This window comes from Coprobacter fastidiosus (assembly GCF_030296935.1).
GTDB classification, from domain to species: Bacteria; Bacteroidota; Bacteroidia; order Bacteroidales; family Coprobacteraceae; genus Coprobacter; species Coprobacter fastidiosus.
In genome coordinates this window covers 730,326-756,943 of the sequence record NZ_AP028032.1, presented here as the reverse complement: position 1 = coordinate 756,943, position 26,618 = coordinate 730,326, and the positions used below count along the sequence as shown (strand labels likewise).

Annotated in this window: 26 protein-coding genes and 1 pseudogene; 6 read left to right on the top strand and 21 right to left on the bottom strand. The window is 35.2% G+C overall.

Features of this window, described 5'->3' with window-relative positions:
• From QUE35_RS03075 to QUE35_RS03065, 3 genes are all read left to right on the top strand, one after another.
• Complete coding sequence (locus tag QUE35_RS03075; RefSeq protein ID WP_032539552.1) at positions 1 to 1,395, top strand: hypothetical protein; 1,395 nt, start codon at positions 1 to 3, stop codon at positions 1,393 to 1,395.
• Positions 1,396 to 1,520: 125 nt separating this feature from the next.
• On the top strand, positions 1,521 to 3,173 hold the full coding sequence (locus tag QUE35_RS03070; protein ID WP_244925471.1) for a nuclease-related domain-containing DEAD/DEAH box helicase: 1,653 nt from the start codon (positions 1,521 to 1,523) through the stop codon (positions 3,171 to 3,173).
• Between the two features lies 1 nt (position 3,174).
• A complete protein-coding gene (locus tag QUE35_RS03065) occupies positions 3,175 to 3,798 on the top strand; it encodes a hypothetical protein (protein WP_022601144.1) in 624 nt (207 codons plus the stop codon).
• A 56-nt stretch (positions 3,799 to 3,854) separates the two neighbouring features.
• On the opposite strand, the gene QUE35_RS03060 is transcribed toward QUE35_RS03065, so the two are convergent.
• The 16 genes from QUE35_RS03060 to QUE35_RS02985 form a co-directional block, all read right to left on the bottom strand.
• Complete coding sequence (locus QUE35_RS03060; RefSeq protein ID WP_022601145.1) at positions 3,855 to 4,127, bottom strand: hypothetical protein; 273 nt, start codon at positions 4,125 to 4,127, stop codon at positions 3,855 to 3,857.
• Complete coding sequence (locus tag QUE35_RS03055; protein WP_022601146.1) at positions 4,124 to 4,372, bottom strand: hypothetical protein; 249 nt, start codon at positions 4,370 to 4,372, stop codon at positions 4,124 to 4,126. The genes QUE35_RS03060 and QUE35_RS03055 overlap by 4 nt, the downstream gene beginning before the upstream one ends.
• Before the next feature lie 320 nt (positions 4,373 to 4,692).
• The gene (locus QUE35_RS03050) at positions 4,693 to 5,208 is read right to left on the bottom strand and encodes a hypothetical protein (RefSeq protein WP_147404915.1); all 516 of its coding nucleotides are present in this window, start codon (positions 5,206 to 5,208) and stop codon (positions 4,693 to 4,695) included.
• A 156-nt stretch (positions 5,209 to 5,364) separates the two neighbouring features.
• Complete coding sequence (locus QUE35_RS03045; protein ID WP_022601149.1) at positions 5,365 to 5,883, bottom strand: hypothetical protein; 519 nt, start codon at positions 5,881 to 5,883, stop codon at positions 5,365 to 5,367.
• A gap of 2 nt (positions 5,884 to 5,885) precedes the next feature.
• Entirely contained in the window at positions 5,886 to 6,116 is a 231-nt protein-coding gene (locus QUE35_RS03040; protein WP_022601150.1) for a hypothetical protein, read from the bottom strand.
• Positions 6,113 to 6,379 carry a hypothetical protein gene (locus QUE35_RS03035; RefSeq protein ID WP_022601151.1) on the bottom strand — a complete coding sequence of 89 codons (267 nt, stop codon included), beginning with the start codon at positions 6,377 to 6,379 and terminating at the stop codon, positions 6,113 to 6,115. The genes QUE35_RS03040 and QUE35_RS03035 overlap by 4 nt, the downstream gene beginning before the upstream one ends.
• 13 nt (positions 6,380 to 6,392) lie before the next feature.
• The gene (locus tag QUE35_RS03030) at positions 6,393 to 9,197 is read right to left on the bottom strand and encodes a hypothetical protein (RefSeq protein ID WP_286262258.1); all 2,805 of its coding nucleotides are present in this window, start codon (positions 9,195 to 9,197) and stop codon (positions 6,393 to 6,395) included.
• A 9-nt stretch (positions 9,198 to 9,206) separates the two neighbouring features.
• The gene (gene trxA, locus QUE35_RS03025; RefSeq protein WP_022601375.1) at positions 9,207 to 9,518 is read right to left on the bottom strand and encodes a thioredoxin; all 312 of its coding nucleotides are present in this window, start codon (positions 9,516 to 9,518) and stop codon (positions 9,207 to 9,209) included.
• Positions 9,519 to 9,522: 4 nt separating this feature from the next.
• Entirely contained in the window at positions 9,523 to 12,000 is a 2,478-nt protein-coding gene (locus QUE35_RS03020) for an SGNH/GDSL hydrolase family protein (RefSeq protein WP_022601377.1), read from the bottom strand.
• 49 nt (positions 12,001 to 12,049) lie between these two features.
• Complete coding sequence (locus QUE35_RS03015) at positions 12,050 to 12,313, bottom strand: hypothetical protein (RefSeq protein WP_286262251.1); 264 nt, start codon at positions 12,311 to 12,313, stop codon at positions 12,050 to 12,052.
• A 66-nt stretch (positions 12,314 to 12,379) separates the two neighbouring features.
• The gene (locus QUE35_RS03010) at positions 12,380 to 13,885 is read right to left on the bottom strand and encodes a hypothetical protein (protein ID WP_022601380.1); all 1,506 of its coding nucleotides are present in this window, start codon (positions 13,883 to 13,885) and stop codon (positions 12,380 to 12,382) included.
• A gap of 2 nt (positions 13,886 to 13,887) precedes the next feature.
• A complete protein-coding gene (locus QUE35_RS03005) occupies positions 13,888 to 14,703 on the bottom strand; it encodes a hypothetical protein (RefSeq protein WP_022601382.1) in 816 nt (271 codons plus the stop codon).
• Positions 14,704 to 14,726: 23 nt separating this feature from the next.
• Positions 14,727 to 16,100: a hypothetical protein gene (locus tag QUE35_RS03000; protein WP_022601384.1), complete on the bottom strand. Its 1,374-nt coding sequence runs from the start codon at positions 16,098 to 16,100 to the stop codon at positions 14,727 to 14,729.
• 382 nt (positions 16,101 to 16,482) lie between these two features.
• Entirely contained in the window at positions 16,483 to 16,971 is a 489-nt protein-coding gene (locus QUE35_RS02995; RefSeq protein ID WP_022601386.1) for a hypothetical protein, read from the bottom strand.
• A 574-nt stretch (positions 16,972 to 17,545) separates the two neighbouring features.
• Positions 17,546 to 18,103, bottom strand: coding sequence for a hypothetical protein (locus QUE35_RS02990; protein WP_022601388.1), 558 nt, complete (start codon positions 18,101 to 18,103; stop codon positions 17,546 to 17,548).
• Positions 18,104 to 18,416: 313 nt separating this feature from the next.
• Positions 18,417 to 19,565, bottom strand: coding sequence for a hypothetical protein (locus QUE35_RS02985; protein ID WP_022601390.1), 1,149 nt, complete (start codon positions 19,563 to 19,565; stop codon positions 18,417 to 18,419).
• A gap of 486 nt (positions 19,566 to 20,051) precedes the next feature.
• On the opposite strand from QUE35_RS02985, the gene QUE35_RS02980 reads away from it, so the two are divergent.
• Entirely contained in the window at positions 20,052 to 20,753 is a 702-nt protein-coding gene (locus QUE35_RS02980; RefSeq protein ID WP_147404923.1) for a FimB/Mfa2 family fimbrial subunit, read from the top strand.
• 32 nt (positions 20,754 to 20,785) lie between these two features.
• Positions 20,786 to 21,334 (top strand): DUF6680 family protein, encoded by a 549-nt coding sequence (locus QUE35_RS02975; RefSeq protein WP_022601394.1) that lies wholly within the window; start codon positions 20,786 to 20,788, stop codon positions 21,332 to 21,334.
• Between the two features lie 155 nt (positions 21,335 to 21,489).
• Here the strand turns inward: QUE35_RS02975 and QUE35_RS02970 are convergent, their stop codons facing one another.
• From QUE35_RS02970 to QUE35_RS02960, 3 genes and pseudogenes are all read right to left on the bottom strand, one after another.
• The gene (locus tag QUE35_RS02970; RefSeq protein WP_022601396.1) at positions 21,490 to 22,131 is read right to left on the bottom strand and encodes a DNA adenine methylase; all 642 of its coding nucleotides are present in this window, start codon (positions 22,129 to 22,131) and stop codon (positions 21,490 to 21,492) included.
• A gap of 1 nt (position 22,132) precedes the next feature.
• A pseudogene (locus QUE35_RS02965) lies at positions 22,133 to 22,192 on the bottom strand (hypothetical protein); the annotation flags it as partial.
• 58 nt (positions 22,193 to 22,250) lie between these two features.
• Positions 22,251 to 22,469 carry a DUF3846 domain-containing protein gene (locus QUE35_RS02960; protein WP_147404922.1) on the bottom strand — a complete coding sequence of 73 codons (219 nt, stop codon included), beginning with the start codon at positions 22,467 to 22,469 and terminating at the stop codon, positions 22,251 to 22,253.
• A gap of 773 nt (positions 22,470 to 23,242) precedes the next feature.
• Between QUE35_RS02960 and QUE35_RS02955 the strand changes: the two genes are divergently transcribed.
• Positions 23,243 to 23,374, top strand: coding sequence for a hypothetical protein (locus QUE35_RS02955; RefSeq protein ID WP_256998643.1), 132 nt, complete (start codon positions 23,243 to 23,245; stop codon positions 23,372 to 23,374).
• Positions 23,375 to 23,490: 116 nt separating this feature from the next.
• Here the strand turns inward: QUE35_RS02955 and QUE35_RS02950 are convergent, their stop codons facing one another.
• Both QUE35_RS02950 and QUE35_RS02945 read right to left on the bottom strand, forming a co-directional pair.
• Complete coding sequence (locus tag QUE35_RS02950) at positions 23,491 to 25,071, bottom strand: DNA methyltransferase (RefSeq protein WP_286262233.1); 1,581 nt, start codon at positions 25,069 to 25,071, stop codon at positions 23,491 to 23,493.
• A 390-nt stretch (positions 25,072 to 25,461) separates the two neighbouring features.
• On the bottom strand, positions 25,462 to 26,577 hold the full coding sequence (locus QUE35_RS02945; RefSeq protein WP_007844387.1) for a site-specific integrase: 1,116 nt from the start codon (positions 26,575 to 26,577) through the stop codon (positions 25,462 to 25,464).
• Positions 26,578 to 26,618: the final 41 nt, after the last annotated feature.

The window sequence follows — 26,618 nt, the reverse complement described above, 5'->3', positions numbered from 1 at the left end:
ATGTCAAAAAAACAAGAAATAATAGGACTAATTGATGCGGATCTACTTGATAATGGAACGCGTCACCCAAATCTTGTATTACTAAAATTGGCAGGATTTTTCCATGATAATGGAATTCCATTTGAATTAATTCTTGATCCTCAGGCAAATACTTTACATTATACAAGAATATATTTGTCTTGTGTCTTTACGTTTACCAAATTACCAGAACTATATATACGATCAAAAGGAACACCGGAAGAAAAGAAGTTTAAATGTGGAGGAACTGGATTTTATGCCAATGAAGTAAGTGTAATGGAATATCGTAGAAAACGTGAACAAGATATGAACCAATTAGAACATGATGAATTCCTAAATACTCTTAGAAACTTTCATGGAGGTAAAGAGTATGGGATTAGCATGTCTCGTCAGATGCCTTACTATCATTTATATGATCAATTTATTAATCAACAAGTTAAGAAAGGTTTTAAACGAGAAAAATTTAAAGATTATCAAAAATATTCAATAGGTTTTTTAACCCGTGGTTGTGTAAGACATTGTCCATTCTGTGTTAATAAACTAGAGAATTGTATATTACCATATTCTAAATTACAATGGTTCTTGGATGATGAGAAAGATAAAAACGGAAAACTTGTTCGGCCATATATCTATTTATGGGATGACAATTTTCTTGCTTCTGACCCATCTATTTGGAGACCACTACTGAAGCAACTTATAGAGACTAAACGCCCATTTCAATTCCGGCAAGGTCTTGATGAACGCATGTTAGCAGAAAGTCCTTATGGCGAAGAAATGGCAGAAATGTTATCACGGTCGCGTTATCATGGTGATTTTATTTTTGCTTTTGATAATTGGAAAGATCATGAGATAATTGAAAAATCACTTAAAATCTGGAAACGTTACAATCCAAAGAAAGGTACAAAGTTCTATTTGTTTTGTGGTTTTAAACAGTCTCCAACAAAAGTAGATATATTTTATAAAGACATTTGGGAATTATTTCAAAGAATTAAAATACTCATGCAATATGGATGTGTTGGATATGTGATGAGGCATGAAGACTATCATAATGCCCCAGTATCAAATTTTTATGTCCAAATTGCCAGATGGTGTAACCAGCAGCAGTTTTACAAAAAAATGTCTTTTTGGCAATTTTGTTATAGAAATCAATCTTATTGGGAAGAAAAGACATTAAAAATAACTACACGGCCAAAGCTAAAAACATTCGATGAATTTGAACAAGATATAAGAGATGGATATTACGATAGAGTCAAAATGTGTTTATCATTAAAGTCTCTAATAAAAGTTCTAGAAATGTTTCCTAATCATAGGGCAGAATTGATAGACATGTTTAACTATTCAATGTCCGAACTTGTAGACGAAAATCTTTGGAAGTAATCAAATTATAAATAACTCACAACAATATAGCAATCATTATTAAATCTCATAAAGATACTCTTCTAATTGACTCTACTATTGGTATTAATTACAATAGTGGTAATGTACTTCAGGGAGAAAAAGATATGTATGAACGTATTGTACGAGATTGTGAAGCAAGTCCTTTGACATGGTATATGTGGTATGATAAAACTTTCAACATACCATATGGAGGTCAAAATGAAATACAGATTGATTTTCTCCTTATATGCCAAGAAGGTGCAATTATTGTTGAAGTTAAAGGTGGTATAATTGAGTTGATAAGGGGGTTCTTTTATTATAGCTATAAAGGGGTCTTAAGGGAAATGAGTAGAACACCATTTAAGCAAGCTCATGATTATAAATGGGCATTGTTAAATAATGGGATATTAAATAAGGATCAAATATTTGTTGATTATGTATGTGCTTTCCCTCATAGTACTCTTGACATATCACGTGACTCTTCTCAAATCAACCTTTCTCATAAACTTTGGAATAAGTTAGATCAAGATAGTGATAATTCTTTTGCAGACTTCTGTTTAAGTGTAATTCGTAAAAATAAACGCTCTAAACGTATAATATCAAAGACAGAATTACAGTCTATTGTAAACTCACTTGCTCCATCAATTGAAGATCGTTATAAATATTCACTAACTTCGCTTCGCGAAGTTTTGGATTGGTTACAGATTGACAATCTAAGTATTCTAGAAGGTTTGAGAAAAAATCCTAGAATATTAATTGAGGGTGGACCAGGAACAGGAAAAACCACTATGGCTAAAGCATTTATTAAAAGACATAGTGGTCTTAAGGGGTTATATCTATGTTGGACAGGACTGCTAGCAAGTAAGGTTCGGCTTGATTTAGATAAAGAACGATTAAATTCATGTACTGTCAAAACATTCAATAATTATATCAAGGAAATAACAAATATAGAACTTAATATTAAAAGTGATAATAGCCAATATGATGTTTACAAACTTTTAAGCAAAGAACTCAGTAAAATTACTAAGGTAGATTATGACTATATTATTATTGATGAAGCACAAGATGTCATTGATAAAGGTGTTGATATTGTGCTCAATGAACTATTAAGTTCACAACACAATGGTCTTAAACAAGGACGATATCTAGTATTTTATGATCTTGAACAAGGATATAATAATGTTAGTCGAAATTTGAATGAAAATATTAATAAAATAGCAAAATACGCAGCATGCTTCATACTTGATGAGAACAAACGTGTTCCTACAAATAAACTTATTGTAGAATATGCCAATAAAGTATTGTCAGTTGAACATTGCCAGGAAGCTTTTGAGTTATATTTAGATTCTCTTAAAGGAAATGATATAGCAGGACTTACAATATCTTTCCATGATAATGTAAGAGAAGTAAAGAAAACTATTAAAGAACACACCAAACATCTATTTCAATATTGCGGAGAAATTTCTTCTACAACATTGCTGATACATTCTGATTTTAAATATAAAGAAAATGAAGATGATGATTCAGTATATGATATAATAGCAGAAATGGAGTCATTTCTTGAAGTTTTATCTGAAAAAACTATAGAAAGGAAGTCTAAGGAATTGTTAGCCTTTACAACGATACTTAAATATAAGGGTTTAGAGGATAACAATATAATACTTGTCATCCCAGCTTCAAAGATCAAGAGTTCATGGGATAATTTTCTATTCGAAATTTATGTCGGTATGACACGGGCAATCATGAATTTGGACATTATTATTCTTAAATCTAATTAATATGTTACACGACAACTTTATAAAAACAGCAAAACAGGAAAGCCATGAATTCAAGGCTCTTTTGAATATACTATCTTCTCTTAATTTACATACTAAAGAAGGTAGAAAGTTGTTGTGTGTTCTGAATAATATTATTGATTATTACATTAATAGAGAAGTGGAATATAGTGATGATGTCAAAATGCCTATAGTATATTTCCCATTATGTGAAGATTGGGCTCAGATGTTATGTGAGGAATTTGTTGCATTAAAGATGTCGTTACTTTGGGGTAAAAGCACTCGTACAAATATACTTTCCTCATATAAGTCAAAGCCATTTATATATTTGCCAGAAAAAGTTAATAAAAAGGAGCGTGAAGCATGTTCTAAACATTTTAGATTTAAACGGGATGTTGCAAAATACTTAACAGATGACATTTTAGATATGCCTTCCAACGCAAATGAGAAATGTTTCTTTTATAGTCGTACTTTATCTGATGAATATAATCTCTCATTAAAGACTAAAGGACATTATCATTTTATTCAAGATGTAGTTGGAGATTCTTTTTCAACAGAAAAATCTCTAATCATTTTAAATGGAGATGAGGATGAAGTATATAAAAAAATAGGGGATTTATATACTTAGTTGCACTTAACAAGGAAAAAAGACGGTCAGAGGGAAAAACTTAACCGCCTTTCGTTTCATATATTCTCTTTCATCCAGTCAATCATTCTATCATTGATTCCGTATGTAGCCCACGCAGAGTCTGTAATGTTGATTACGACAATTTTTCCTTTGCCCTCAATTACATCAGACAATTCATCACGAACCCTTTTAGAAGAGCGTGACGTTCTGATTATCCATACACGGGCGAACAGTTTCGCCCACTTAGGAAAGTCTTTCAAGCGAGAACTTATCTTGGGATATGATTCTGTAGAATCGTCTAAAGTATATGTGACTATAAACGTGTTCATTCTTTCGATGCTTTAAAATAGTAACCGACAATAAATCCAAGAGGCCCAGATAATATGCCTGAAACAGTAACAAGCATATCCTTGTACTCATCTACTTTAAAACAGCTAAAAAGCCCTATTCCAAATACCACAGCAATAACACCAAAGAATGCACATACATATATCATTGCAATCCGGCTTCTGGTATTTTCTTTCGGATCGGAACTGCCTTTTGAATCTACCTCCTGTTTGTCGTTCTCTGCCATATACTCACAAATTTATTTGCAAATATACAAAGATTTTTCAACCTCAAATTATCTTTATTGAAATAACTATTTTCATTCCCGAATTGTTTTAATTTGTATATAGAACAGAACCATTATAAAGGACTCTGAATAATTAGGTGTAGGAAATTTATTCTTCATCCAATATAATGGTTCTAACTAAAATTATGAACGTGCCAAACTATATGGTATATAGAAAAGCCTTTTAAAATAGACGCAACCGAATTGTAGCACTGCTATTGCTCGTAGGCTTATCAATTTTCAGTTGCGTCTCTGTTTTCAATTAGAAAACAACGGGTATATCATTCTTCATCTTCTTCACACTGGCTTCCTTGAAATGCCATAGCTTCAAATAATGAAATTTTTTCTTCATCAGTAGCAAGTCTTGCCTTATCCCAAAGATGTACACTGTACAAAGTCTCAGAATAGTACACAGTTCCCGACTGGAATATTACGTAGCATGAAGCAGATGTACTACTCTTGTATTCTTCGAGTATAAATATGATTTTATCAACCTTAATTATATCTCCTTGTTTAAATCGTTCCCTTTGTGGAATTTGTAATACTAAATCAAGAGGGGCATAATTATTTCCCGCCCCATGATTATATTTCATATCCCAATCTCCATTAGTGGAATAACACCTAATCGTTTCATCTTTTCCAACTAATGCAACAATAGGATAATCACCTTTTTTATTGAACTTGATTATTTCAACATCTTGACCGTCACGAGTAGTTATTTTTCCCGAAATTTCACCAGCACTAATTTTTTTCGCCAACTCGATATTAAAATCAACTTTAATTAATTGTGTACTCATAACTTTTTGTTTTAGGATTTGATTAAAAATAACATTTAAGTTTAATTTTTCCAAATCACCTAATAAAGACCAACCGAACAAAAAGGTACTCGGAAATAATAAAAACGTGAAACAATTAATTCACTCGTAGTCCGGTCGGTCTTTAATTCAAATAACCTAATCGAAGGCATTACCTCCATCAATTTCACTAATATTTATTTTGCCCAAAATTGACTTATATTGCCAATAGGTAGAATTGGCGGCTTTATAAAATATAGTAAGAGTGTCATCCCCTTCAATAGTAATAGCAACTCCAGTAGAATCTTTAAAATAAGTGTAAGTTCCTGCTCCCACTGCAAGAATAGTAGCCGATTTATCTTCCGGTATATTCGGATTGTATTCTGTACTTTCCGCAAAACCCGCAACTCCGCCGTTAATTGCGTTTATGTAATTCGTAAGGTCATTGGCTGTTGTGTCCGTGTAGTCAAAGGATTTTAGGACTTGGTCTTTCAATTCCTCATATTGAGCTTCAGAAAGTTCTTCCAAAGAATTTTGGCTATTCAATATTTGTTGAATCTTTGCCCAAACTTTATTTACCCCCTCATCTCCAGTGATAAGAGAAGCAAACATATTATTAAGTTTACCCCTAACAGATAAACCGCTTTCGTTAGGATTTATATTTTTAAGTTCTATCATAGCTAAATCAGTTTAATAATTATCCATATAATAAACAATTGAATAATCTGTCCGGCAATACCTCCTATCAGTGTTGCCCATAAATCGAGCCGGTCGAATTTCCCACCCCATGCCTTGTCTCCATATTCCTTGCCGATCGCCAAGCCTATGGAAAACAGTAACGTGCCTATCAACGCCCCGAAAAATCCATATAAGATATGACGCGGACGGTTACTTTCTCTCAACCATTTCATCGAAGACCTCCTTCCTGATTCGGTGTCCATTCCAGACTATCCAACAGTTCCGTCAGATATTTTCCTTGATAGACGGGATAGGTATTTCTCTCTGTAAGTTCTTTTGATAGGGGCATTATTTCCTTATTTCTCTCCGATACCAGCGTATCGTATGTTTCTACGTGTATGATCGCTTCTGTTGCGTCCACGTTCTTTCTTCTCGTTTCCCAATCCGGGTCTATCTCTTTGAGTTCTGACACCGGGATTACATAATATCTGTTCATCGTGTTTTTGTTTTTATAGTTCGTAAATTCCTTGTTTGATATATTTAAGTACTATTTCCTGTTCTTCTTTAGTAAGATTGCGGGGATAGATTATCAGATAGCGGTAATCTAATCTTCCTAATTCCACTTGTGATTCGCCTTGTAAAAAACCAGCTAAATTGTAGTAAGTTTTGTTTGCCGGTGATAATAGTTGGTCTAACATATTATTATTGTTATATGTCAGCCTATAGGTATTCAATAGGTTGACATCCGGATTCCCGGTTAAAGCTAACGGATAATATGCTATGAAATCACCTGTATTTGCCGGTGATAATCTTGATAATGCCGTAGATACGCTATCTTTCGTTCGTAAATAACTGAAATATTTAATACCTATTTCATTGACTTTGCCGGACAAAAAGAAACTTGTTTCTGCTGTTATTGCCGGATTGAACGATTCAAGCGGTAACCTCCCGGTATCGTCTACTCCGTCAAGGTGTAATGCACCTTGAAAGAATCCGGACTCCGCACTATGGGCAATATTGAAAAGCGGTATATCGTTTCCATTACCTGAATAGTCTTTAAATGTATTATCTCCCGTTGTTTGTTTTCCGGCTATATATATGGCCAATGGATCAGCGGGCAACGTTAGTTTTTCTCCTACTGCTATTCGGGCGGTCATATACGGATGTACGGTTTCCTGATTGGTAGTTACCGTAACTTCTCCGGAAAAGGTTTTCGGGGATTCAAAGTCTAATTCGGTTTCTATCGGGCTGTATAGGGGATAATGTATCTCGTAATTTTCACCTAAATAGCTTATCGCTTTTTCTACTGTGTCATATTCTAAAGGCACATTGAAATAGATGTAGTGTACATTTTCTCTTGCATATTGACTCCAGCAACTGTTTAAGGGTTGTTTATCCATTGCAGAACCGGTGGCCGTTATGAATATATTGCTTAGGGTCTGACCGGTTGCACAAAAGTTTTCCGGAGCGGATGTCTTAAACTGAAAACGGAATAATTGCTTATCTGTATATGTAGCATCTTTAAACAGAGTTCCCATTTCCGGAATATTATCCAATACTCCTATCCGCTGTATCACTTTCCATTTTCCGATACTATTATCAAATACAAGTTCGTCATATACTGTTCCGACAGAACTCAATTTAATATCTCCAAAATTTATCTGCTGTGTTTCCGTGCCGTTACTAATTGTAATTATCAACGGGGTATCTCCTACTGAATTTATCGGTATCGGATTCTCCGGTGTCGGTGTACCGTCTTGGATTGATTTGCCGTAAACGGTGAGTTCTTTAAATATTCCGGGTAAAGAGTTATAAATAATGAAGCCATTTTCTCCGCTGGCCGTAGTTTCTTCAGCCTTGCCGTTTATATCTTCTCCGTTGTACTGACACGAGACTTTATAGTTATGCTGTATCTCCTCTTCGGTTAATATCCTGTCATATAATAAAACATCATGCACCCTCTGTTTTAAACAATAAATAGCGGCATTTAAAATTGTACTGATATTAAAGTTCTTATTGAATTCCTCTGTGTACTTTATTTTTGATATGACGATAGTATTTATTTCTGTCGAACCGTTTATATTGAAACCTGTCGTCTTTACATCTGTTCCGTTTAAATAAACTTGTTCGTAATCAGCATTAGCATTAATTTGATTGTTTAGAATTACAAAATATTTTTCAACAACTATTCCTCCGTTATATATGTTTGCTGTTTCTGGATTCATCGAATTATCAGAGAATACAAACATCTGGGTCTTGACTCCGCTTTTAAAGTTCTTGTCGGTCGGTAACATACTGAAATCGTCTACCCCGTCATATTGGATATATCCGTCTCCGTATCCCGATTCAGGGGTATATGCGAAGTTTTTGTTCTCAAGGTCGTTCCCGTTGCCGGATAGATCCGGAAGAATGTTTTTATTCTCATCCGTGTTGCTTCGTCCTCGACCGGTATAGTAACCGATCAGACCCTCCCGGATGTAGTCCAATGCTTTCGATACTTTACATCGGGCTATCATACGAGGCTTGACGTCGGCTGCATTGCTGGCGAAATAGGTCTGTTCGTCATAGGTCGTTATTGCCGGTAAATCAAGAGAATATTCTGCCGGAGTAAATAATACATAATAATAGATAGTACTTTCATCCTCGATCATTTTCTTAAGATCATCTTCGGTGGGATAATCATTTACATCATATACAAGGTAAAAACCGTATCGCAGACTGTTTGTCCATACTCCATATACTTTATTCCACTTATTGGATGTGGAATCTCCTGTATAATAGAATTTATTGCTGTAAAAGACAGATATGTCAGGGGTTACTTGTGTTCCTTTTACCGATCCTCTTATAAGGACTTCTCTTAAATCTCCGTTACTATTAAGTGTTGAGATTGAAGTGACGGTGAATCCTGTACTCACACCTATCCGCTGTATCAGTTTCCATTCTTTTCCGTTATACACTACTTCATCGTATATGCCGTTTACTGATCGAAGGATACCGTCATGTCCCGCCTTTTTCATTGCTTCTTTGATGTTCAACAACTGGTAATCGCTTCCTGCTTTATCCGGCATGACTGACAAAAACAGCCCACTGTCTCCTACCGATCGCATAGGTACGGGATTCTCCGGAGTCGGTGTGCCGATCTGTTCCGTAAGCCCATGTATCGATAGGGACATCAGTTTATCGTCTCCCGGTTTCGTGTTCCAGATCGGAAAAGCTTTTCCGGAGGCAAAAGCAATCTTAGAAATTTTGCTTATATTAATATCATAAATATTGCCTAATCTACCTAAACGTCCTAATCTACCTAAACTTATCATAGCCGTTATTTATAAATTATTTATCTTTTCTCTTATAGTAGAGGTTACAAAAGAACCTATACACTTATCTATCATTTTCCCATTTCTGAAAAATAATAAAGTAGGGATGCTGAGAATATTATATTTTTCGCACAACTCCACCTCATCCTCTATATTATATTTTCCAATCAAAACTTTCTCTGAATATTCTTCTGATAACTTATCCAAGATTGGCGCAATAACAGAACACGGCTTACACCAAGTTGCATAAACGTCAATAATTACCAACTTGTCGGATTTTAATATCTCCTTATAATTTTCATCTGTAATTTGCGATAGCATAATTTTACATTTTTAATCCTTCAATAATTCTTTGAGCTATTTTTTCAAAACCTAAATTACCCGGATGAGAAGCAACACCTGCACTTACTGTTATTGTTTCATATCCTTGCCAACTTACAGTTTTACTACTTGAACTATCTTGATAACTATTTACCGTTATCTCGCTTATATATTGTTTGCCTTCAACAGTAAAAGTAATTTTCAGTTGTGTAGCAGAAATTATTTCTAAAGTGTCATAAACAAGGTTTTGACTCTTTACTGAATCATGCGTTATCACTGTCCCTATTTCACTTTGATTGGCTTTGGTATTCAGATCATTTATCTCAATATATATGCCTCCGTATGATTTTAAAGCATTTTGAATAGTTGTTCTAACTTCACTATTTACATACCAACCATAAACCCATGCGACACGAGCTTTTGGAGCAATTTGCCGTATATTATGAACAAGTGTTTCACAACTACTCTTAAATGTCGTTCTTTTCAATTCCGTGTTTACATTATCGCCCAGTTGAACAACGACTAAATCGGCATCTGCATCAAGTTCAAGCTCTAAAATATCTTCTATCCACGCATTACTTGTTGTGATACTTTCTGCATCTTCAAAGCCCGTTCCTGAAAGTTGTTTTGAAGTATAATTCCCCGTCCCGAAAGCCAATATATGCTCTTTTATGATGTCGTAATAATCCTTTGTTTTATCGGTTGCATCCATTCCAAAATCTCCATTACCCAACAATAAAGAGTTACCGATAAATAACGCTTTTTCCGGATATAACGGGGTTGTTGTCACTACTCCGTTGTTCCCAACCAATACTACATATTTAGTTCCATTCGGGGAAGTCAGAATAATATCCGAACTGCTTTCCAAAGACGTTACTTTCCCCTCCAAAACTGCTATCTCTTTTTGTAAATCGGAGATTGTTTCCGTAAGATTTTCTGTTTGCCCGATTGGATATTGGGCGCAAATGAAATTCTTGACATTAACTGTACTTTCGTATGTACTAACAGCTACTATCAAATAAAAATTAGTTTGATTATTATATACGGAATGATAAGCTGGATCAAATTCAAAACTGTTTTTACCGACTTGTAACTGTTGAGCTTGTAATTGTTTGTCTCCATTCGCCCCAAACAGATATACTGTTACTACACCGCTTGAAATCGATTGTATTTCTATATCTATTATGCAATGGTAGTTTGGGTTTGGAATAAAAGTTGTTGTTCTTATACCTCCTGAGCCATTTTGTTGCATATTCTTAAATGTAAATCCATTTTTACCATGATACTCTGTAATGACTCCATTATTCCACGAATTTATATTAGCGTTGTCAACATTTTTTATATATCCCGCTTTTACGTTATCCGTTGTTATTTCTACATTTTCCAAAATGGAAATAAATCCGAAATGATCTTTCAGTACATCGTCATTAAGTCTTAGGGGTTTCATTGCTTCTTGTTTCCCATGTTTCCATAGTGTCCAATCAACAACGATAGATAAATTACCTGTTAACCCATTTTTATCTTTTACTGCTTGATTCAAAACATAGGATAAATTGTCACCTTTTAAACTTACACTTATAGAATTGAAATCTTCCAAATAATTTCCGTCTGCATCTGTTTCATAAAGTATTACCATTTTTATGTCTGTATGAACAGAGATTGGTGCCCAATAGTGTGGATCATTTTCTGCACCCAATATATCTCCGGTTAGTTTTATGTCTATTATGAAATCAGATATATCTTTCGCATAATAGCAAGTTTTAGATATATCCCAGTTCAATATAGAAGTTTTATACAATCTTTGAAGAGCAAAAGCTACAGTCGCCGCATTTTGTGACATCGCAGAATTAGGATTAGAACCAATATTTTGCGTTAATTGGAAATTAAAGCTACTTTGAAATTTCCAACCTTTCACATTTCCTTCATAACTATAAAAACCATTTTCCGAAGGCATTGTTGTGTTAGAAACAGTTACGACATCTCCAATTTTCAAATACTTTCCGTCTGTTCCTATGGGATTGTCAATATCTGAATTCATATCTGCGATACTTGCATAAGTTTTGCGGATATTATAGCCATAATATAACGTTGCTTGTTCAACCTGACTAATAATATTGGTGCTAAATGTTTGAGCACTCCAATATTGAGTATTCCACATCAATATTACAAAAACTCCCTCCTCATCTTTCGTTGTTACGGAAATAGGTTGCCCATCTTGACCTATGAAATTCAAGAATACCGCTGTCTGATTTTGTGCAACTCCTGCTATGTAGCATACTCTTGAATTATTCGGTTGAACTGGAGTGGTTATTTCTTCTGCTACACCAATTAGGGTGCTTGTAGCAATAAGTTCTAAGCTCCGTATGTAATCTAACATATTGAGAGCATAGTCCTGATGGTTTTCGGGTTGAATTTCCGTTCCATTAGGTCTGCCCATAAGAGTTGAGATAATTTTCTGTTTAGTATCTTCGTAACCAGCCATAATCAGATTTGTTTATTGTAAGATTTTTTTTAGGGGGATAATTCCTCATTTAGTACATGATATTCACTGAACCGGAAACGAGTTCTATATGACAATCTATGAAAAAATATTCTGTTTCACCTTCTGATAAGAGAATGCCATCTCCAACAGTATTTTCAAGTTTGATGACGGAATTTCCTTCAATTGACTTAACTCTTACAAATTGATTTGGCTCTATTTCTTTAATTACTCCAGCTTCAGAAACATTTAATCCGATACTTAATTTTGAAATTTGTACGGTATGACTAAAATCGTCAACATAAAGATTTTTCATATTGTTTCATATTTAATTAGTTAAACAATCTATTTTTATAATAATTGAATTTTATATCAAACCTATCTAAATATTATTTTTATATAGAATAAGATTTGCTGTTATATTACCGATTCCCATAAATTCCACTTCTCCATGTAGAGTAAGGGTAAGATTTCTATTTGAAAAAATTATTGTCGAATACACGGTCGAATATGTGTTTAATTCAGATTCAAATGCAATGGGTTTTGTTTCTCCATTAATCACACCAATGGTTTCTTTCAAAAGAATTTTGTTACATATTACAGTAGATGACGAAAATTCTGATGATGTCTTTTTCAAGGTAGCATTAATCACAAGTTCTATAATATCCCCTTTATCCATAAGAGCAAAATCATTATTATCAATATAACATGATAATTCTGTATTAGATTCAAGGGAAAGGTTGATAACGGGATATACATTCTTGACTTTGTCTGACAAATATGCTAACTTAGCTATGGCAGCTGTTATGGTATCATCTTTCGTTATAGGTTCTGGTTTATTATCCGGTATGATGAAATCTTCACTACTAACCAAAATATTATCTCCAGTAGAGTATAATTCAGCATATTTCGCAAGTTTTTGAATAGCACTCTCTACAGTGTCATTATTATTTACCGGACTTTTTTCTTTAGCAGGTAAAAATCCTTTTGTTAGTTTAATACCAGTCGCATACTTGAATTTTGAAATGTATCTTTGGAACTTCGATAATATTGTTAACAAGCTATCACCTTTTGCTGCATCGGTCGGCTCTCCTCCTGTTTCAAGAGCAGGAGACTTTTTGGCATAGATAGCCGTATCAGATGTTGCATTTTTAATTGCCTCGTTTGCGTTGCTGATAATCTCTTGATTTGCCTTTCCTACGTTCTGAATAGAAGTATTCAACAATTGTAAATCTTTGTCGTAGGCATCTTTTGAAACTACTCCACCTTTTTTATCTAAAACGTTTTTAAGGGCATCACCGAAATTGAAGAAGAAGCCTCCATTCCATGTTATAGAGTTACCAGTAACGGTTGAAAGAAAAGAAGACAGTTTGTATTTTGCTAAACTCCAAATGTTGTTTCTTTTTACTTTACCAAAGATGTAATCATCTTGAGTAAAGTCGGGAACCATTTCTTTGAACTGGAATACCAGCTTTTTGTTTACCGTATCGAATACACCCGTAACGTCATCAACCAAAAGATTGGAAGAAGTTACGTGATATTGAATATTGGTACCCAAATCGTCAATCAGAATATTGCCCAATTCATCATCATACTGCACTTTGGTCGTTGTAATAGCAAGAGCCAAAGCATTCCCTTTATCCTTGATTTGGAAATACTGACCGATAGACAGACCGACATTCTTTGCGATGTTTACCAACTCGGAATAAGTAATCAATGAGATAACGTTCTGGTCAAGAACTACCCACTGACTCAATCCTGGGTCATATATCTTATGCCGCATCTGACTCGGAGTATTATCATACCAAATTAAAACGGTATTTGAAGGAGGATTATTACCAATATGTACTCCTGCTACCTGACCTATGTTCTTTGTACTTCCAGCCATGACTATTTATTCTTTTTCAATGATTGTTCTGCAACCGCATCATGCCAATTACCATCTTCATCATAATAAGCACGAGTGGTTATCCATAAAATTGCGTCTGCTGTGCGCTGACCGAAGAGAACGTGCATGCCATATTGTTTAGCAAGCTCCGTGGTTCTCGTCTTAATTGATTGCAAATCCCGATTAGAGAAAGAAGCAGGAATATTTACCAAAAGCGGTACATCCTCCGAATGATTTTTATCCCATACGATATTAGCATTCTTGTAAATCAGAATACCTCCGCCACGGTGTACTCCGTCTTTTAGATCTGCCTGAATATCTCCGAACTCTTCTTTCAAAGTATCGGCAATATGCTTTACTGCCTTATCTCGTGCCCGACTGCCATTCGTAATATCTTCGGGTGATAAGACTATGCTTTTTGATTTACGAGCAGCGGACAATGCCTGTAACGTGGCTTTCTCTCCTGTTCGCAATTCATTCTTCTTATCTAAGAGAATGGAACGCATTTGCAAAAGAGCCTCATCATTGGGACGGTAAATCATCTGCTTCTGAATACTTTGCAAATAAAGGTCAACTTGTGTTTCCGTAGTATTCTCCAAACGCTTCTTGAAATCTTCTACCTCTGGAGAAAGTAGGTCTGTACCGCCACCGTTAGCGCTGAACTCTTGGCTTTGTACAGCTTTCTCTATATCCGTTTCCAATAAAGGTGTTGTTACATAGCAAATACCTTTATTGATTTGCTGTTCCCTCGCTTTGCGTGCAGCCTCAATTTTGTCGGCAGTATGCAAATCATCTTGAAAAATATTTTCGTCTTTCATATCTTGAATATTTATTGTTTCTGTTATATACCCACTTCCTTTGCTAATGCTTTCTTTACGCTTGGTTTCAAGTTCGTACCATTTACAAAGAAACTGGGGTCATCGCTCTTGACCTTCTTGCCATTAGCTTCTAATGTATAGCTACCGTCAGTATTCTTTGTTACGATTACTTTCGTACCGTTAATGTCATGGGTGATAGAATTTGAAGATTTAGATGTCGATGGCTTATTGTCTTTCTTTGCCTGAACATCTTTGTAAGCCTCATACAAGACCTTGCTAAATACTTGATTGCTGTGAGGAACAACACTCAATTTGTCATTATATACCGCAATGCTTTCTGAAGTAGCTCTAACTTTATACTTCCTACCATTAACCTCAACGTCAACATAATGCGTTTTTTTACTTTTCCTTGCGGTTTCAAGCAAAGCCTGAGCCATTTCAGCAACTCCTACAGTTTTGATATTAGGAGCTTTCTTTGTATCATCTTTCAACCAACCTTTTTCTTTAGCAATCTTGTCGGTTAAGAATTTGGAATTTATCGTTCCAACTCTATGTCCGTCATAGGAAACATCCCAATTACCCTTCGGAGTTTTTATCACGCTTACTTTGTTTTCATCGGTATATTTACTGCTAACTACTTTAAGAGCGTCCATGAACTTTTGTACCGTGTTATCGGTTTTAGAAGCAGTTGACTTATTCGTTCCTGTACGTTTAGAAGGACTTGCTACACGCCAATCTCCTTTACCTCCGTTAGCAGAAGAACGCCAAACCCATTTACCGTTGGGGTGCATATCTCCGTCAGCGTGTTTAGCTTTCTCAAACTCGTCAATTTCAGCTTTACTCAAACTTGCTTCCCATGCTTCTCTTTCAAAAGGATTGATTTCATCATCAAATGCTTTATCGGTTTCCTCTTTGTACATAATTTGCTCTGGTTCATCTTCATCATTTTCCAACTCTTCTTTGAACCGTAACGCTATTTTGATAGCTTCGGATAAGTCCGTAGCTTCTTGTTCGTCTCCTTCATTGTTTTCATCAATAGGGAATTTGCTAACCAGATAACCATTGTCCGTTTTGCTGATGATAATATCTCCGTTATCCAAATTGGTGATATAGGAGTTATCCGCATCTTCAACTCCGATATAGTCCTTTTGGTCTTGGTCATTGAATTTACGCAAACCTAACATACGCATTTTGTACATATCGGATTTGCCTGCATACGCATCGCCATCTTTGGATTTGTTCGTAGTTTCATCCTCAGGTTCCTCGTCAACCGTGTAATCAACTCCGTCATCTTCTGCTCTCGCTTTCTGAATAGTAAAGTTTTCATATCCAAAGGCTTTTGCCATTTGCTCAACCTGACGTTTCCTATTGTTCTGAATGTCTTCTAACCAACTCATATAATTTGTCTTTTATCGTTATTTTTTCGTCTTTGAAAAAATAGCTTCGCTACCTTGAAGCTATTGGAACATGGCTACGTTTATAAAGATATACGGCTTCTTGGCAGACAATAATTCTTATTATAATGTCATATCCTTTATAGCTGCGAAACAGGAATATCAATAACTCTTTGTTAATAATGCGCAATTTGTAGAAGTATTTGATTGGAATTTGCTATATGTATAGATAGTAAAGGGATTAAAGACATGGACTATACTATTTATAAATATGCAACCTCACATAGATATATTCGTAAAAAAAAGCCACTACGAGCTGACTGCCCAAGATTAGCAAGTAGTGGCTTCATATGAACGCATTTTCATTTAGTTATACCTGTAAATGTTATTTCATCTTTTGATCACTATCAGCCATAGCTAATTTTTCGTACTCTTCATCAGTCCATTCTTCCTTACGTTCTACAAGATTATCTATGACGCTACCAAGTTCCTCGCAATAAACTTCGTCACGAACTGATACAACCTTCTTCTTGTCGGGAGAAAGTAGCGTTATGACATAACAATCCCGACCTTCATCTAAGCTGATATACACCCAACCTTTGTGCAGTACGCCACTTACTCTTAATGCAAGAGTGGCTCTATTCTCGTATATCGTGGCTATGCGTTTAGATACTCCCCATGACATCTGAACACTCATTGTTACACCGCACCTTATCTGACGGTTAATTTCATTAGCAACTCTCATTAAAAATTCTTGTTCCATAATGGCTCTATAATTTACGTTTTCTTCATTAAAGAACTTTGGGAAATTACATTTGAATGGTAGATAAGAAAAAGGGCAAGAAATAAATCCTGCCCATTCTATTCTTCCCAATTATAGGGAAAACGAAAGTTACATGAAATCAATAATAAACACGATGAATGATAGCGTGGTAACCGCTATCAATACAAATTAGTCCTACTGGTTTTTCATCATACTTTCGTTCATTCTTGTTCCGTCTCATAGCAAAATGAATTAAAGTTGATTATTGGTTTTGTAGCTTTCCTATAATTTCTCGTTTTTAATGGTTTAACATACCAATTTGATTTACGATTGCATATTCATTCTGGGGAGAGCGAATTGTATCATATAAAGATACGAAGGACTTATGGGGAATTAAAAATGGGAGCTATCCGTGAGGACGTTCCCATTTCTTATATACCCAAATGAACTACTAAATAATCGAATGATTGCTAATAATGTCTAAAACTCTAAATTGGGGTGCTACTTCTTTAATTTGATAGATCTTTCGGAGTTCTCTTTTTTTTTCTACTGTATGATTGTAGAAAAATACGGCAAATAATACAAGCGGTATAAGCACGATACTCCATAATACCTTAACGAGTGTATCACTTTCTCCTTTTTCACGCTCTAAATGCTTGGAACATGCTAATACAATCAATCCTATTCAAGCAGGTACAGTATCTACAGCTTTTTTAGTTGTTTTGAGAGTTTCCAGCATATCCAAAATAAATTTGGGACATGGAAAAGCTATTTCAATCATGGTTTGTAATAGTGTTAGGAACATGGTTGCTATATTTTTTAGCAAGTTCAACATATTATTCTTTTTCTGTTTATTTTCTAAAGCTGTATACGCTGGATTAGGAGTTGATGGAGGAGTAGATATTACCGATGGTATCAAAACGGAAGATATTGCATCTGCTGTCATCTCTGCAATCATTTTAAGTCCCACAACAATAGAATTGAAATTCATCTTAATGATGTATATTGCCGTTTCAAACTTATTTTTCATAATATTGTCATAGTATTCCTGCAATTGAATATTAAGTTTTTCACGAGCTTCTTCTTCTAATGCTTCCAATTGTTCTTTGTGATTTATTTGGATATAATTGTCTCGTACCGAAATATAATTCAGTCCCGGAATTTCACTACTGTTATTAGTTTCATCTTTTACTAAATCATCTACTGCTTTTTTTAATTCTTCTACGGTTGCTGTTTCTGCCATAATTTTATATTTTAAATAGTGTTTAATTTGAGTTTCCTAAGATAATATATATAGAAATACTTGTCAGAATGTACCGTCATGTAAATGCTAACGGCTTTTATGAATGGATAACTCTGTATAAGTTATAAAGAATCTACTAATGATTGTAACCGTTCCTCTGCTTCTTAATTTTGTCAGATTAAATGTACTTATTTATTACCTCCTTTTTTTTCGTAACATTTTCTTTCGGAATAGTATAATTTTTATTTCTGAAAATTTCATTAACAATCTTAGGCATCCAATCAGATAATCTCTTTATATCTGAATATGGATCTTAGAATGATATTTTATATTCCAATGGTGTATATCCAGTTTCCCAAAAGCCTCTTTTCAGATACAATATCTTGAAATAGTGTGACAAATCTATCTCATCAGAAATATTGGAACGTAATTTGCGACTATAAACATAAAATTTGAGTTCTACTTTATTTTTGTTAAGTTCATCAAGGGAGGGACAATTATAAATAGCCGTTTCTAAATCATATCGCAATATTTCAGGTTCACGACAAGTCCAATTTTGTAATTTTGAGTTTAAATCTTCTATAAATCTCCATTGTCCCGTCTTCTTATCTTTTACAACTGTCAAATCTAAATATCCTTTGTGTTGGTATCGTTGCTCGTTGAATTTAATATTTATGTAACAATTTACCGCTACAGTATCATTTCCTATTTTTACGTAGCCGGGCGTGTAAATACCACTTCCTACATTTTCATCGCAAATGTATTGATAAATAAATTTCTGCATATCTGAATAATGTAATGTATCCGACAAATTGGTTAATGATAGTTTTCCTTCTTTGTCAATAATACAATCATAACTATAATCTATATACTCATCTCGGTTATTAGTTATAGAAGAAGTTGCCATAGCAGAAATATCAATCTCCACATTTGGCTGTATTAACAGACTTTCCTTATCGAATATATAATTAGATTCGATCCGTTTTAATAAGATGCGTTCCCGTTCTGCATTCTTTCTTACTTCCTGTTCTTGGGCAATCCTATACTGTTTTTCTCTCTCTTTCTGATATATAGCTTCTGCAATGTCCGTTTCTTTAATCGTGAAACCTGCATCTTTCAAAGCAAAGTATGCCATTTCTACTCCGTAATTATAATACAGAGTAACAATGAAATTCTCTGCACAATCTAAATGCTTATCCAAGGTTTCAAGCAAACGGTGGGCAAGGTCTGTCCGATTGCGGACTTGCTGGGGATTAGCTATTGCAAAGAGTGATAACGCTCGTTGGTTATGGCGACAGTAATAACCGATTTTTCTTGCCATAGTAGTTGTAACAGGTGATTTCTTAATTACAGTGGCTACTTCACTTTTTACGGCTTTAGGTACATTCTTTTGCGCTGTAATAGTTCCAGAGGATGATGAAATCAGGAACGTGGCTGTTAATAACAATAGTTTCTTTTTCATAATGGCGAATTTTTAACGAGTAAACTCTGTAGCAGCCAATAAGAGAAAAAAATTAGCAACGTTTTAAGAGTTAAAGAAAGTGGGCTGCCCCTGTGCTACTCGTTAGGTATCGCCAAACACCTGTATATACACACAGATAGGCAGCCCACTATATATGAGCCGTCCTCTGTGCCCTATGTATATACCTCTTGATAATTTGGCGATTTCAACGAGTATAAGGCACTTCCTTACTATTTTTTAAAAGTTTGTCCCAAAAAGACTTTGCAAAAATAACAATAATTCTGTATATTCGTGATTATCTGTATGAGGATCCAAAACATATGAAATATGAAAAAACTGATTTATTTTTTCGTACTTACTTTTTTATTTGTATCATGCTGCAAAGATGACGACCCAATAAATGAAAAATCTTCTATTGAAATCTCTGATAGTAAAACAGATGAAGGTGAGAGTAATAATCCCGAAGATAAAACGGAAGTTCAAAGGGTGACTATTACAGCCACGGTTGGTGATAAATTTACTTTGCCTGTCGGAACACGTTGCGAAGCCGAATTTTATGATGCGGAAGGGAAGAAACTTGATTGTAAAAAGATGATAGCTTCTGCATCGGAACGTTCCTTTAATATCGGTGCCGAATTAGACAAGAGCAAACAATATACATGCTTGCTATGGTTTGATAACGGATATTACGGTTACGATATAAGCGAAGGACTGAAAAGCATTAAGATGAGCACTAAACCAGCTCTTGCTTTCTATGGCAAATTAGAGTTCAATTCCGAAACTACTACGCATAGTATCGAAATGAAGCCAGCCGTGGCGCAAGTCGTTTTGAAGTTGAACAACGTGGTTCAAACTGGCTCAGGTCTCTTCTCGGTTTCAGAAGCCACTCCAATAAATTATGTCTTTGATGTTAATGCTGGAACTGCTATTAGTACGGATGAAATCTATATTCCTAAAACGGTCTTTCTTCTAAACAATTCAGGGAAAGTGGCGGAGTTTTATACTTTCACTCCTGATGGTGGTATAACCGTAAATCTGCAAGTAAACTACAATGACAAGTCTAAAACCACGGAGAATGTCACGCTTCAAAAAGGACGTGTTACTACGTTGGAAGGTGATTCGGAAGCGTTGGATTTCAGTACCAGTATAACCAATATGCCCGAAACTGACGTGCATACTGAAATGTAATTATTGGTCAAACAAAAAAAATAGATTAAACTATGAGTAATATGGAATTTATTCAGTTGTTGATAGGTATTGGGCAAATTTTAGCCGTAGCCGTTATTCCTATCATTATTTGGTTTGGAGGCATTAAATATCAAAACCGAAAAGCTAAAAGAGACGCACAATTGAACTTGTTTCTCACATTGATGGCTAATAGAAAATCTAACCCTATAACTAAGGAATGGGTTGATGCTCTAAATACCATCGATGTCGTTTTTCAAGATAATCATAAGGTTAGACACGCTTGGAGAGAATATCTTGATAGTCTGAATGAAAAATCCCCGCATTTCCAGAGTAACAATGCTTTTCTTCTTGATTTGCTTTCTGAGATGGCAATGGTTCTTGGGTACAAAAATCTGAAGCAGACCGAAATTGACCGTTTTTATTCTCCGAAGTATTTTGGTTCACAAATGAGTCGTCAGGAAATACTATTTCAGGAGAATTTGCGCGTACTAATGCACTCAAAGAATTGTTCCGAAGGTTTCTCTGAGGAAGAATATCAGACACATTATAACGAGTTGATTGAAAGAGATGGGAATGTTTAAATTTACGTGTTACCATTTTTCTTTTATAAAACGTTGTTATAAGTTAAATGCAAAGATGTAAATCTAAGTTATTTAACTATCCTCGAAAATCTAACAAATCATTACGAAATAGAGAAGGTGGAAACTCATGACAGAGAACTCCACCTTTCGTTTCTTTATATGGTAAATAGTCTTTCTGTCTTAAAACTCCTCTGCTCTGAATATCTATCCAAAGAGTTGTCAACTTTCATGCTCCAAATGCAATCAAAATCGTCAGGCATCCAGTACTCCGATATATAAACCCTGTGTCCTTCGGACTTCTTATCAAAACACCACCGATAGAATTTATCATAATCAAAATCATTTTGATACTTTGTCGTTCCACAATACGGAATGTCACAATATATGATAGACTTCTTTGGTATTTTCAATTTATCGTATGAACAACAGTGAAATTCTACTCCACGCAATGAATCAACTTGATTCAGAATATTCTTTATGCTTTCAAATACATAATTTCTGCCATGAGAAACGCCTGAATATCCGTTGAAAAATTTACCATTGTAAGATGCCATAAAACCAATCCAACCTAAATCGGATTGGCTGAACTTATCCTCTTCTGAATATTTGTATGCGTTATAAGCATTTTTATATAGTTCTTTTTCAATAGGAAAATATTGCGGCTCATCATCTAACAGACTACGAAACATAGCTATGAGATAAGGGTTGATGTCAGCCGTCAGCCGCCAGCCGCCAGCCGTTGACATTGGAAAGTGAGTTACACCCTCCGCAAAACGGTTCAACATAACATTGCCCATCCTTTCTACCTTCTAAAATAAAAGGAGCTATGTACTTCCATAGTCTCCTTTTGCTACCCATATATTTCATTTTACTTTCTCCGATTTACAAATCAATACATCGCCTACGATAAACACCCTCATAAACTTGTTTCTGATAAATAGCCGTTGCTTGCTCGTTCAAAAGGAAGATTTTCAAGTTTTCCCTCTTTAATTATTATCATTATCTCGGTATCGTTTATTTCGATAATCTGAATTAAACCACCTACGATTGTTTGTAACTCTTTTAACTGAAAGTCTCGTCCATTCTTCGGCTCTATGTCTAACACTTCACCGTTTGCTTTATAAATCTTCTCCATAGTGTTTATTCTAAATCTTGTTTTATCACTACCTTTGTAAAAGGAAACTGGGAAGTGTAATTTCATAGAAGCTGTTTCACAACTTAATTTATAAACGTGACTTCATATGAAAACTACAAAAGAAACGCTCATAAAAGTTACTCGTGAGTATTGCACTACTCTTAATTGCTGGGTGAAAGTGAAGCACTACGTGTGCTGTTAAAAATGATTGTTCGTTCTCACTCCAGTTTCCTTATCCTCTATAAACTTTGCTATAAATCTTGTTAATTTCAGACAGCAAAAAAGCTCAAACGTGCTATTACATAAGAAAAGTTCAGAGAAGTGTATATTTTCATAACTATCGTTTCCGCAAACCCATTTTAAGCGTATAAGTTTATGAAACGTGAATACATCGAAGTTCTTGTTAGGACTTATAAAGCCACGGATAAATTAGGCTTAGTTTGTTGGGTAGCAGAATATCAGAAAGTACCCATTTAAGTTGTAACGTTCCTTCGCTTCTCTGAACTTTCCTTTTTACCCTATAAACTTTGTATCTAAGTAATGGAATTATACTATCAGTCTTTTTGATACAATAACAGACAAAATGGCAGATAAAGTAACATGGCATACAGATTGTTAAAATGACCATTAGTGCCATCGGCATCCGTTGTGCTTAAAATCCATTTCTCGGATATAACGGCAGTTTCAACCAATCTTCCTGATGATTAAGATGGTGGAGTTCCTCTCCGTTACAAAGGGCGATAAATATTGTTGAACAATAAAAATCATTGATTATGGGCATAAAACCAGGACCAAAGAGAATTGCTGTTTCTACGGGAAAACCTGACCGTCGTCAAAGAGACAACAAACAAACTCCAGGCAATACCCCATCTTTGAAACCGCATATTCACAAGAGGGGAGATTAATGAAATGTTCACATTCAAACCTTGTTGCAGCAAGGTGTTATGAGTCTTATCAAAGCTACCGTCAGGTTGGCACTATGACGGCGGCTTTTCTTTATAACGTTGCAAATATAACGCATTTATACCTTTTTTTCAAATTGGTTCTTTGCTAAGTTTGTCGGCTTCGGAGCATTTGAAACGGATTCTCTTTGATAATACAAGTTACCCATTAGATCTGGTACTACCTTTGAGATATTTTTCTTTGCAATTTCAACATAATTCTTGTCTAACTCGGTAATAACATAATGCCTACCTAAGAGCTTAGCTGCGATAGCGGATGTTCCGGCACCTCCAAAAGGGTCAAAGATCACATCTCCTTCATTTGTAAACAACTCTATTATTCTTTTCATCAATTTTATAGGAAGCTGACAAGGATGATTATCCCGGTCTTTTTTATGTTTTATCCTATATACATCTTGCCAAATATCTGAAAGCAGTTCTTTTTCATCATCTCCACTATCTTTTCTTTCCTTTACACATTTTGCTCTCAAGCAATAATCTCGACTGTCTATATATTGAAGTTTGTCTATATTGACAGTGGGTATACCGCCTTCTTTAACAAAGTATAATAATGAGTAATGAGCAGGCAATAATTTGCCTGCTGGAGTTGACAATGCGTCCCAAACAATCCAATTTTTGAAAAGTAGTCTCTTATTCAAAAAAGTGAAATGATGAATTGCCCATTTCGGGATATTTAAGACCAGTAAAGAACCTCCGGGCTTAAGATTATCGCACATTCCTCCAAGCCATTCATTACACCAATTGATGTATTTTTGATCTTCTTTATCATCTTTATATGTAGAGTAATTTTTGGCCAAATTATATGGTGGATCGGCAAAAGCTAAATCAAAGCTACCCTGCGGATATTTTTCTTTCAATTTTTTAAGATATGCTATACAGTCGGAGTGTACGACAGTATCCAAATGATCTATCTGCTTTTGCGGTTCAAAAATAGAGATGTTTTCTTCTTGTTTGGGTAAGTTTAATGATTCAGCGGTCTGTTCTACCGCCAGGACTTCATTTCCTTCTGATAAAAGTAATAATATTCTATCTATTACCGGTTTTGGTAATTTGTTTGCGTCTTTAACAGGAAATTCAATAAAATGCCATACGTCGGAGATTGCTGTACCCAAAGGATTGAGCAAATGCTTTTTCCCTCCCCAATCTTTTGTGTTCTGACCGCAATGAATGCAATTTTTATATGGTATTCTTACAAATTTGGTATTTAAATTGAACGGAGTAACACTTTTTTTGCTCTTTGATTTAAGATACATTAAAAGACCGATATGGGATGTCGGAATACTGTTTTCAGTAGCACTAGCGCCAAACTCACAAGCAATCCAATATTTAAAAAGATAGTGGTAATCGACTTTCTCTTGATTATTAAGTTTGTCTAAGTATTCGCCAAAATATGCCAGATAGTTAGTCAAACCATACACGAACAATAATCCGCCGTCTTTTAATAAATTCTTTGCTATATCGATGGTCTTTATAGTCTGATTAACAAATTCTAATATTTGTGCTTCATTTGACGTTTTACCTATATCATTGACTTCGAATGAAGTATTTAGAATAATTGCATCATACGAATCAGTTAGATTTTTGAGTTGAGTATCTGAAATTACTGTTAAGTTTGCTTTTGCAAAGTCTGACGCCTTCATAATTGTATTTGTTTATCTGCAGTTTAATTATTACTTTGGGGTATTTATGTAGATTTTCTATAAACGTCTGCACATCCTATATTCAGAGGTGCGGATATTTTATCTCTTCCTTATTCTTTTCGTATTTATATCTGCTAATATTTATCATTTCCGATTTTTTAAGTTTCTCCGTTTCTTTCCCCTATAAACTCTGCTCATTCCTACAAAGAAAAAGAACTCCGCAAAAGAGCCACGCAAGCTATCTTTTCAGAGTTCTTCGTATAAGATATGACAGAAACACATAAAAGCCTAAAAATTCTTAATACCCAACTGAAAATGAGACGTTTTTGTTACCACGGGATTTAGGGTATTGTCGTATATAGTTACCTTATTTATATAGGATACAGACTGCTATTCTTTCCTTTTTAGGGTAATCTTATTGCTCGCTTCACGCTTGTTGCTGTCCACTACTTTCATGTACCTTTGGGTCGTGGTTATGCTCTTGTGAGCCATCATACTTTGTATGGTACGGATGTCGGTTCCAGCCGCCCCTTGCAGGGTTGCGAATGTTCTACGATACGAATGGAATGTTATATTCTTGGTGATTCCGGCAGAACGAATCCATTCCTTCATGGGAACCTGGGTCCAGCACCTTTTCAGACCTTTGAATACCAAACCCTTCTTCTCAGGTGAGTATTCTATCAGCTTCAGGGCTTCATCACTAATGGGGATGATGTCTTCCGTCTTTGTCTTCTGTGTGATGGTGTGTACACATTTTCCTCCTGCTGCAAAATCAACAATTTCCTCCCAGCAGAGAGTAAGTATGTCACTGAGTCTCAAACTGGTCAGGCACGAAAAGAGGGAAGCGGTTTTTAGAACTGGTATCTTGCATGGTGTTTCAGCCAGACAGTACAAATCCTCTACACTCAGATAGTCCTTTACCACATCTTCCGGTTCAATCTTTTCCAGAAAATCATTTATGTTTGACTTGATCAGCCGATTGCGGTAGAGAATCTTCAGGAATCCTCTGAATGTGGACCAGTAGCCGGACGCTGAGTTTTGTGTAATATATCCATCCCGTTTTAGCTGTCTGGCATTGAGCAGATATTCACGAAACTTGTTGCACAGCTCCACATCAATTTCTTCGAAAGTACATTTGCCATGTACGAAGTTATAGAAGTGCTGATAAACGAATTCCCATTTCTGGTCGTGCTTGGGAAGTTGCTTACGGTAGTATTCTAGAAAATCTGCCTTATATTTCCTCTTGTCGAAGAAATCATAGCGTTCGTTTACGATAGATTCAAAGCGACGGCATCGGATGGCTTCTGCTTTCTCTGACATGGTTGCATTGAAGTCACGTTCCCGCTGATTCTTCGGATTTGCATAGATATAAATGTTCAAACCTTCGTGACGGATAGTTTTCATTGTTTCCTGGTCACGGTAGCCCGGATAATAGTCCAAATAGAAGGAAAGCATACCATTTTTTAACGGGCGGGTTCTCAAAGTTACAGTTTTACATTCTGACATAGTTACAAATGTTATTAGTTGACTTAATTTTTGCGGTGAAG